Annotated in this window: 8 protein-coding genes; all 8 read left to right on the top strand. The window is 42.0% G+C overall.

Annotated elements, in window-relative coordinates:
- Positions 1–148: 148 nt before the first annotated feature.
- Positions 149–1,504 carry a DEAD/DEAH box helicase gene (locus ACYVLS_RS04675; protein WP_460321783.1) on the top strand — a complete coding sequence of 452 codons (1,356 nt, stop codon included), beginning with the start codon at positions 149–151 and terminating at the stop codon, positions 1,502–1,504.
- Positions 1,505–1,656: 152 nt separating this feature from the next.
- Positions 1,657–2,193 (top strand): ComF family protein, encoded by a 537-nt coding sequence (locus ACYVLS_RS04670; RefSeq protein WP_460321781.1) that lies wholly within the window; start codon positions 1,657–1,659, stop codon positions 2,191–2,193.
- 144 nt (positions 2,194–2,337) lie between these two features.
- Positions 2,338–2,904, top strand: a complete 567-nt coding sequence (gene hpf / locus ACYVLS_RS04665; RefSeq protein ID WP_460321779.1) for a ribosome hibernation-promoting factor, HPF/YfiA family — start codon at positions 2,338–2,340, stop codon at positions 2,902–2,904.
- 175 nt (positions 2,905–3,079) lie between these two features.
- Positions 3,080–5,545: a preprotein translocase subunit SecA gene (gene secA, locus ACYVLS_RS04660; RefSeq protein ID WP_460321777.1), complete on the top strand. Its 2,466-nt coding sequence runs from the start codon at positions 3,080–3,082 to the stop codon at positions 5,543–5,545.
- 71 nt (positions 5,546–5,616) lie between these two features.
- Positions 5,617–6,718, top strand: a protein-coding gene (prfB, locus tag ACYVLS_RS04655) for a peptide chain release factor 2 (RefSeq protein WP_460321774.1) whose coding sequence is annotated in 2 segments (ribosomal slippage) — positions 5,617–5,688 and positions 5,690–6,718 — 1,101 coding nt in all. Because the reading frame shifts where the segments join, the coding sequence is not laid out codon by codon here.
- A gap of 571 nt (positions 6,719–7,289) precedes the next feature.
- Positions 7,290–7,976: a cell division ATP-binding protein FtsE gene (gene ftsE / locus ACYVLS_RS04650; RefSeq protein WP_460321772.1), complete on the top strand. Its 687-nt coding sequence runs from the start codon at positions 7,290–7,292 to the stop codon at positions 7,974–7,976.
- On the top strand, positions 7,966–8,853 hold the full coding sequence (gene ftsX / locus ACYVLS_RS04645) for a permease-like cell division protein FtsX (protein ID WP_460321771.1): 888 nt from the start codon (positions 7,966–7,968) through the stop codon (positions 8,851–8,853). The genes ftsE and ftsX overlap by 11 nt, the downstream gene beginning before the upstream one ends.
- Positions 8,854–8,924: 71 nt before the next feature.
- The gene (locus ACYVLS_RS04640) at positions 8,925–10,076 is read left to right on the top strand and encodes a C40 family peptidase (RefSeq protein WP_460321768.1); all 1,152 of its coding nucleotides are present in this window, start codon (positions 8,925–8,927) and stop codon (positions 10,074–10,076) included.
- Positions 10,077–10,321 lie beyond the last annotated feature (245 nt).

Genomic DNA, 10,321 nt, shown 5'->3' with positions numbered 1-10,321 from the left:
ATTTTTGTTTTATACTTATCCATGCGTAGATCCTTTGTATTGGTCTTGGATAAGTCATCCAAGTACTAGTATAAAGGATTTTTTTATGCCATGGAACAGGTTACTATTTTAATGCAACACTAGTGATAAGAGTAAAAAGAATAGAGGCATGGAATTGAAGGAGGAAACCTTACTATACGGAAGAGAGTTACTTCTAAGAGACGTCCAGGCAGTTACTCAGCTGACAGAAGCAAAACTGAAAAGTATAAATAATCGACCGGCATTATCCAGATCACATGGACGCTATCGCTGTGAGCGTTGCGGTACAGTTGTGAAAATGAAACACCCGTCTCCCTGTGTGTGCGGGGAGACGTGTTTATACTGTAAAGCATGCTTGATTTTAGGAAAAGTCCGGGAGTGTGACACTCTCATAACACTTGAAGAACCCAATAAGTTCTCTCTTGCAATAGCGCCTAGTCTTAGATGGCAGGGACAGCTCTCTGAACAGCAGAGAAAAGCGTCCAGGGAGATTACTCTGTCAATTCAGTCAAATAGCGAACGAGTCGTCTGGGCTGTAACGGGAGCGGGGAAAACTGAAATGTTGTTCCAAGGGATAGGGGATGCACTAGACGCGAGTAAAAGAGTCTGCATTGCAACACCGAGGGTTGATGTCTGTGTGGAACTCGCTCCAAGACTGAAAAAGGCCTTCCCAGAAACAAGTCTTTCAGTGCTGCATGGACACTCAAAGGAAACCTATGCCTATACCCAGTTGGTCATCGCCACCACCCACCAGCTGCTTCGCTTCAGAGAGGCATTCGACGTGCTGGTAATTGATGAAATTGATGCATTCCCTTTTTTCTTGAATGATATGCTGTATTATGCTGCCGCAAAAGCCGTTAAACAGGAGGCAAGCACCATTTACCTGACCGCTACGCCTGATCGACGGTTAAAGAAAAAAATTAAGGCTCATACTATTGAGGCGAGCATACTCCCAGCCCGTTATCATGGGTATCCACTTCCAGTGCCAGAAATTGTACGCATGAACTATACAGCGAGTTTCAGCGGTACTCTTCCGGTCTGTTATCAGCATATGCATAAATTGATTAAGCGCAGGCAAAAGTTTCTTCTGTTTATTCCGACTATCAGACTGATGGAAACGGTGATGAAGGAACTGAATAGGCTGTTCAACCACTGCAGGTTTGACAGTGTTCATTCCAAGGACAGTAAAAGAAGCAAAAAAGTAGCTCAGATGCGTTTGGGTCACTATGATTTTTTAGTAACCACGACTATTCTGGAAAGAGGAGTGACATTCAGTGCAGTTGACGTCATTGTCTTTCAAGCCGAACACAAAGTATATACAGAAGCTGCCTTAATACAGATAGCGGGTCGCGCCGGTCGTTCTCAAGAATTTCCGGAAGGAGACGTGACGTTTTACTGCGAGCACATGACGCGTGAGATGAAAGGGGCCGTGAGAGAAATTAAAGGAATGAACCGTCTAGCTTCAAAAAGAGGGTTGTTAAAGTGAGTAGATGTATGTGGTGCAATGAAGAAGTGATACACACAGTATCGATTAAGGAACTGATTTTGTTTCACTGTAAAAAAAAGCCGTTTTGTTCAGCCTGTAGTAGTCAGTTGAACAGGCTGGATAATGAAAAACAATGTAGGGGCTGTTCCAGGATGTCTGAGGAGGAAGAAATCTGTCAGGATTGTCTTCTATGGAGAAAACAGTATCCTCATATTGAGCTGAATCACCGGGCGATATACGCTTATAATGCATTTGCAAAAGAAATAGTCAGTCAGTATAAATTTTTAGGAGACTGTGAACTGGCTGCAGTTGTTTCTGAAGAAATGAAAGAGCTGACATTGAACTGTCCTCATCCTTCTCTGATTATTCCTATACCAATCTCCAGACAGTCTCTGGAAAACAGAGGATTCAATCAGACTGAACTACTGCTTGATTACGCAAAGGTAGACTACCAGCAGGTACTGGACAATACGTTTCAGCATGAAAAACAGTCAAGGAAAAATAGGAGTGAACGCCTCCAGAGTCCACAGCCGTTCACAGTAAAAGACGGGCTGGAAGCAAAAATTAATGGAAAACATCTAATTATAGTAGACGACATTTACACAACGGGCCGCACAATTTACCATGCTGCAGATCTCCTGTCACAGTATAATCCGGCATCTATAAGCTCAATATCCCTGTTCCGATAAGGTGTGCATTCCTTAATTCAATTTTATTGAGATAGTAATCGCTCTCATGTATAATTAACTTAAGCAAAGTAATCACATTTGCTTGGAGATGGTATGGGAGCCAGGTGTTTTCATACTATACTAGATTTGGAAGGGTGAAGTATTATGCTTAGATACAATGTTAGAGGAGAAAACATTGAGGTGACTCAGGCAATTAGAGAGTATGTCGAGAAGAAAGTCGGCAAGATTGAAAAATACTTTAACGATGTGCCGGAAGCCAACGCACACGTTAATCTGAAAACATACTCAGACAAGACTGCTAAAGTTGAGGTCACTGTTCCACTCCCGTATGTGGTACTTCGTGCGGAAGAAACTTCCCCAGATTTATATGGAAGCGTAGATTTAGTCGTTGATAAACTTGAACGACAAATGCGAAAATACAAAACAAAAATTAATCGTAAGAATCGTCGCTCTCAAGGTGTCGATGCCCCTCAGCCAGTAGACAATGATTTGTGGGCGGACATCAATATCGAGGATGAAGACGAAGAGTTAAGTGCATCAATCGTCAGAACAAAACGTTTAAGCTTGAAGCCGATGGATGCCGAAGAAGCCGTCCTTCAGATGGATATGCTAGGACATAATTTCTTTATCTTTGAAGATGCTGAAACAAATGGAACCAGCATTGTCTACAAACGTAAAGACGGCAAATACGGTCTTATTGAAACAGATTAATGAGTGCTTTATGAGGCGGGCTTCCAAGCTCGTCTCTTTTTTTGAACAAATTAACACACTTGTCTATATATACGCATAGAAGGCTTTTTTTTGCATGCCAATAGTGGTATGATAATACAGTATGAGAAAATCCAGAAATGTATTAAAGAAACAACAATAGAGGAGATTTGTATTCATGGCTCATTTGTTAAAGAGAATATTTGAAAATGATAAAAAGACTTTACGGCGTTACGGTAAAATGGCCGATAAAATTGAAGCGCTGTCCGACACTATGGCTGCGTTGTCCGATGAAGAACTTAAAGCGAAAACTGAAGAATTCAAGAAACGTTATGCAGCTAATGAGTCCCTGGATGACCTCTTAACTGAGGCGTTTGCGACTGTCAGAGAAGCAGCCAGACGTGTTCTAGGCCTTTATCCGTTCCGCGTTCAGTTAATGGGTGGTATTGCCTTGCATGAAGGGAATATCTCTGAAATGAAAACCGGTGAAGGTAAAACTTTGACTGCGACTATGCCTGTATACTTGAATGCAATCTCAGGAGACGGTGTTCACGTGGTTACAGTCAATGATTACCTGGCTACACGTGACTCGGACGAAATGGGTGAACTTTACCGATGGATGGGGCTGACTGTTGGTCTTAACCTGAATGAAAAATCTTCAGAGGAAAAAAGAGATGCCTACAACTCTGATATCACTTATTCCACTAACAATGAGCTTGGATTTGATTATCTGAGAGACAATATGGTTGTTTATAAAGAGCAGATGGTTCAAAGACCACTGAACTTTGCTATTCTGGATGAGGTTGACTCCATCTTAATCGATGAAGCGAGAACACCTCTGATTATTTCCGGGCAGGCAAACCGCTCCACTTCTTTCTACACCCGTTGTGACTTTTTCATTAAGGGCTTGAAAGAAGAAGAGGACTACACCATTGATCTGCAGTCCAAATCTGTTTCACTGACAGAAGAAGGAATTGAAAAAGCCGAGCGTACATTCCGCGTTACTAACCTGTACGATATTGAAAACCAGGCACTGGTGCATCACTTGGACCAGTCACTGAGAGCCAACTTTATCATGCACAAAGACTTCGATTACGTGGTGGATGAAGATAAAGTCAAAATTGTCGACCAGTTTACCGGTCGAATTATGGAAGGGCGTCGTTATTCAGACGGCCTGCATCAGGCAATTGAAGCAAAAGAAAATGTCGAAATTCAAAAAGAATCAAAAACAATGGCAACCATCACTTTCCAGAACTACTTCCGTATGTACAGAAAGCTGTCCGGTATGACGGGTACAGCCAAAACAGAAGAAGAAGAGTTCAGAGAAATTTATAACATGAATGTTGTTGCTATTCCTACTAACCGCCCGCTTGTTCGTGATGATCGTGATGATTTGCTTTATCCGACACTCGAAAGCAAGTTCAATGCTGTTGTAGATGACATCAAAGAGCGTCACGCAAAAGGTCAGCCTATTCTGGTTGGTACGGTTGCGGTTGAAACCTCAGAGCTTATCAGCAGTCTGCTGAAAAAAGAAAACATTCCTCACGAAGTACTCAATGCGAAGAATCACTTCAGAGAGGCTGAAATTGTCGTCAATGCGGGTCAACCCGGCGTCGTGACTATCGCGACCAACATGGCTGGTCGAGGAACCGATATTAAACTCGGCCCTGGCGTGAAAGAAGCCGGCGGACTGGCTGTTATTGGTACAGAGCGTCACGAGTCCAGACGTATTGACAACCAGCTGAGAGGACGTTCAGGTCGTCAGGGAGACCCTGGTGTATCTCAATTCTACCTGTCTCTGGAAGATGATTTAATGAAGCGTTTCGGTTCCGAACGTATCCGCATGGTTCTTGAGCAACTGAAAATTGCTGAAGATGATGCCGTTATTCAGAGCAGAATGATTAGCCGTCAGGTTGAGTCCGCGCAGAAGCGTGTAGAAGGAAACAACTATGATACAAGACGTAACGTCCTGAAATACGATGATGTTATGAGAGAACAGCGTGAGGTCATTTATTCTCAACGTCAGGAAGTCATTATGGAAACTGAATCACTAAATTACGTGACTATTCCGATGATTAGAAGAACGATTGAACGCACAGTACAAATCAATACTCAGCAGGAAGATTCGTCTAAATGGAATCTTGAGCACATCGAAGAGTTTGCTCATACAGTACTCGTTCATCCAGAAGATTTAACAATAGATGACTTGAAGGGCAAATCATCTAAAGAAATTGAAAACATGTTAGTTGACCTTGCCAAATCAAATTATGAAGAGAAAACGTCTCAATTGAATGGACTGGATCAAGTTCTTGAATTTGAAAAAGTTGTCATACTGCGAGTCGTTGACCGTAAATGGACAGATCATATCGATCAGATGGACCAGCTGAGACAGGGGATTGGACTAAGATCTTACGGTCAGTTCAATCCATTGACAGAATATCAGCAAGAAGGCTTTACTCTGTTTGAAGAAATGATTGGTGAAATTGAATATGAAGTGACTCGACTGCTTATGAAGTCACAAATCAGACAGAATCTGCAGCGTGAACAGACTACACCTAATGGAAGCAAGAAACAGCAGGTGCGTCGCAAAAATGAGAAACCAACCTATTCTCACGATGAAGAAACAACAACGAGAATGGGCTAATAATCATAGTTTTCAAAAGGAACGGATATTATATCTGTTCCTTTTGCTTAGCTAAAAAATGGAGGAAAACAATGGAAATAAGTGAAATTAACCAGAAATTATCGTCAGCTAGAGAAAAACTTGAAGACTTCAGGGGGTCTCTTTGACTTAGAGACGATGGAAACGGATATTGCAGAATATGATCACATTATGGCCGATCCTGAATTCTGGAATAACCAGGAAACAGCACAGAAGACGATAAAAGAAGCGAATGAAGTGAAAAGTGTGTATCAGAATTTTCAGTCGATTGAGCAAGCTGTGGAAGAAATCGAACTGCTGCTAGAAATGTACCGTGAAGAACCGGATGAAGATATTAAAGGCGAAATTGAATCAAATATAGCAGAACTGACTGACCAGGTAGAGAGCTTCGAACTGGATATGCTGTTGAGTGATCCGTACGATAACAGCAATGCCATTCTGGAGCTTCATCCAGGTGCGGGAGGTACTGAATCGCAGGACTGGGGAGAAATGCTGTACCGCATGTATACCCGATGGTTTGATAAGAAAGGCTTCACCTATGAAGTGCTGGATTATCAGAATGGTGACGAAGCAGGTATTAAAAGTGTGACTCTTCTCGTCAAAGGTCTGCATGCGTACGGTATGCTGAAAGCAGAAAAAGGGGTCCATCGACTGGTTCGCATATCCCCGTTTGATTCCAGTGGAAGACGACACACATCCTTTGTATCGGTTGATGTGATTCCAGAAATAAACGAGGACATCGATATCACGATCAACCCCGATGACATTAGAGTAGACACGTTCCGAGCAAGTGGAGCCGGTGGCCAGCACATCAACAAAACCGAATCAGCTGTCCGTATCACGCACAAGGAAACGGGGCTTGTTGCATCCAGTCAGGCTGGACGCTCTCAGCTTGCAAACCGTGAGCAGGCGATGAATATGCTGAAAGCCAAACTCTATCAGAAACAAGTTGAAGAGCAGCAGCAGGAAATGGCTGAAATCAGAGGGGAACAGAAAGAAATAGGCTGGGGTTCACAGATTCGTTCTTATGTTTTCCACCCGTATTCAATGGTTAAAGACCATCGTACTGATAAGGAAACTGGGAACACGGATGCCGTTATGGACGGAGACATTGATGAATTTATCGAAGCTTATCTGCGTCTGACTATGAATTAAAAAGGGTATTTATACAATTCGAGGATGAATATACAAAAAAGAACAGCTGCTTTACTGGCTGTTCTTTTTGCCGGTTTGGACACTATAGTCGTTGCTGAAGTGAATACGCAGCTAAAATAACGGGCAGGATGGGGCAGTATCGTTAATCACTCAGTATAAGTGATATTTATTAATATTCTAAATTAAACCAGTATAAAACAGTTTTAAAGGTTTAATTCTAAAGATGTCAAATTTCTGCCATATTTCTCAGATACTATACCAAGTATTGCGGGTGTTTGTAAGGTGGTAAGGCAAACCACAATAAAGCGTGTTTAAACCGTCATTTTCATCGCTCAAACCTTTTTCGGCAAGAAAAATAAGCTGAAGTGGAGAGCGGAAGAAGTTTATTCTCGCGTACTAAACTCAACTTTAGACTTATTTAGTTCGCCGTGCCGTTTGAAACAATATTGTAATTTGTTTAAAACAGACATCTACATCAGCAATGATATACTGTTTAAGGTAAGAAATACCTTAGAGCCATGCGTGTTCTGATTGATAGAACGTAAATTTAAAACAGATAGGTGATTATTTAATGATTGAAATGTCTAATGTCTATAAAAAATATCCCAATGGCATTACTGCTATTAACGGGTTAGACGTAAAGATTGATCAGGGTGATTTTGTTTATGTAGTGGGTCCCAGTGGGGCAGGAAAATCGACATTTATTAAAATGATTTATAGAGAAGAAGTTCCAACCAAAGGAACAGTAAAAGTGGGAGACTTTGACCTGGTGAATTTAAAAGCCAAAAAGGTTCCTTATTTACGACGTTTTGTGGGAGTAGTCTATCAGGACTTTAAATTGCTGCCACGTCTGACAGTTTTTGAAAATGTCGCCTACGCTATGCAGGTAGTTGGCAAAAAACCTAAGCAGATTCAAAAGCGCGTCTTAGAAGTGCTTGAGCTAGTGGGTCTTAAACATAAAGTTCGTATGTTTCCGAATGAGTTGTCAGGTGGGGAACAGCAGCGTGTGGCCATAGCCCGAGCAATTGCTAATATGCCAAGAGTTCTGATTGCAGATGAGCCAACAGGTAACCTGGATCCGGAAACAGCTTGGGGAATTATGGACGTATTGGAAGAAATCAACAATCAAGGAACGACAATTATTATGGCAACACACAACAGCGATATTGTTAACCGTGTTAGACACCGTGTTTTAGCAGTAGAGAATGGCCGTATCGCTCGTGATCAAGAGGAGGGCCTATACGAATATGAAGGCTAGAACATTCTGGAGACACATAAAAGAATCTTTTAAAAGCATTAAACGAAATGGCTGGATGAGTTTGGCGGCGGTCAGTGCAGTTGCGGTAACATTACTGCTGGTCGGAAGCTTCATAGCCATCCTATTGAATGTCAATAAATTGGCTTCGGACGTGGAAGAAGATGTTAGTGTACGTGTTTACATTGACTTGGCAGCAGAAGAAGAAAATCAGGACGAACTACAGCAGAATCTTGAAGACATTGATGAGGTTGAATTAGTGGTTTATTCGAGCCGTGATGAAGAACTGAGTCAGGTCATAGGCAGTTATGGGGATGAATTTGGATTGTTTGAGGGGGATGATAATCCTCTTCACGATGTCTTTATCCTTAATACGACCGCTCCTGAAGCAACGGCTGATGTTGCCGATCAGGCTGAAGAGTTAAGTTATGTCGCAGACGTCAACTACGGGGGAGCGACTGCTGACCGATTATTTGAGGTCATGGAAACTGTCAGAAATGTTGGAGCAGTCATTATAGTGGCTCTGATTTTCACAGCTGTATTCCTCATTGCGAATACCATTAGAATAACTATCTTTTCTAGAAAAACTGAAATTGAAATCATGAAGCTGGTAGGGGCAACAAACTGGTTTATCAGATGGCCATTCCTCATTGAAGGGGCTCTGATTGGTTTCATCGGTGCGTTGATTCCAGTATCTATCATTTCCTATATTTATCTTTCCGGATTTGATACTATGATGAGCTACTTGTCAGGTACGTACTTCGCCTTACTGCCACCTAATCCCTTCCTGATTCAAATTGTTGTATTGCTTTTAGCAATAGGGGTTGGAATTGGTAGTTTCGGTTCAGCACTATCCATAAGAAAATTCTTGAAAGTTTAATCATTTTAGAGAGGGGCAGCCCCCCTCTCTTATACATATAAAATAGAATAGCAGGAAGAAGGCAGACAGACGTGGATTTTAAGAAAAGACTGATGATAATCACAGTAGTAGGCATAAGTGGGGTAGCAGCTATGGGAGTAAGCCCTCAGCATTCATATGCAGCACCTTTAACAGAAGGCAGTCATTCAGAAAGAATGAGCAGTCTGGCCGATAAAGAAAGTGAAGCAGAAGAAGCAATTGAACGGATTGCAGAAAAGATACAAGTAACTGAAAGTGAAGCGGAAGAACTAGTAGCCCAACTAGAGCAGACTACATATGAACTGGAAGACATCCGAAAAGAGATTGAAACTGTTTCAAAAACAGTCACTAAAAGAGAATCGAAATTACATGCACAAGCTCGAGCTGTTCAAGTAACCGGCCAGTCGAATAATATAGTGCGTTTTTTAATGGATTCAAAGTCATTGAATGATGTCCTGGGTAGAATCGAAGTTGTCAGTACATTGGTCTCTGCGAATCAGAATTTAATGGTTATTCAAGTGGAAGACATGGAGACCATTCAAGTCAGAGAGCGAGATTTACTTGAAAAGCAGGAAGAACAGTTTTTATTGGCGGCACAACTCGAAAATTCTAAGATGACTCTCGAAGAACAATTGGCTGAACAGGAGTCGCTCGTTGCCTCAATCGCTTTGGAACGATCAGAACTAACTGAGGAAAGAGAAACGCTGCTGACTCAACAGCAGGAACGCCAGCGTCTTTCAGAGGAAATGCAGAGCGCGCGGACTGCAGCAGAAGCTACTAACCCTATAGACGTTTCAAATGATTCGGAAGAGATTAGTGGTAGTATCTCCTCATCTGAAACGAAGACTCAGTCGAGCGGTGTTGTGTCTGTAGCGCATGGACTGACAGGTTCACCGTACTCATTTACCGGTACATCTCCAGCAGGATTTGACTGTTCTGGCTATACACAGTTTGTATTTCAGCGTTCAGGCCGGTCCATTCCGCGTACAGCAGCAGCTCAATTTGGAGCAAGCAGACGATTGAGCCAATCTGAAGCAAGACCGGGAGATCTAATTTTCTTTAACCAGTCCGGTTCCATTGACCATGTTGGGATTTATCTGGGTGGGGGCCGATTCATCGGTTCACAGTCATCTACAGGAGTGGCCGTTGCATCCTTTACATCAGGATACTGGTCCAATTATGTAGCAGGCTTTGGCCGACCTTAACAGAATACTAACCGAAAACTTACATGACACTTTACTGACATGTAAGTTTTTTCTTTTATTAATCCTGAGTAACAGTCGCTAAAACAAGCAGGCTATTCTACTGCTGTTCATTAAGATAAGATTTAGCATTCACTATATTCGAGCTCTTGACGAGTGAGAAAATATGAGAAGACCTCATTTTTCGAGCTGTATTCTTCAATAACTATGGTAAAATAACAAGGAAAGATATTGGAAAGGATGACACT

Source organism: Alkalibacterium psychrotolerans (assembly GCF_054784355.1).
The sequence above is the reverse complement of the archived record's forward strand: the minus strand, read 5'-3'. Positions and strand labels throughout refer to the sequence as shown.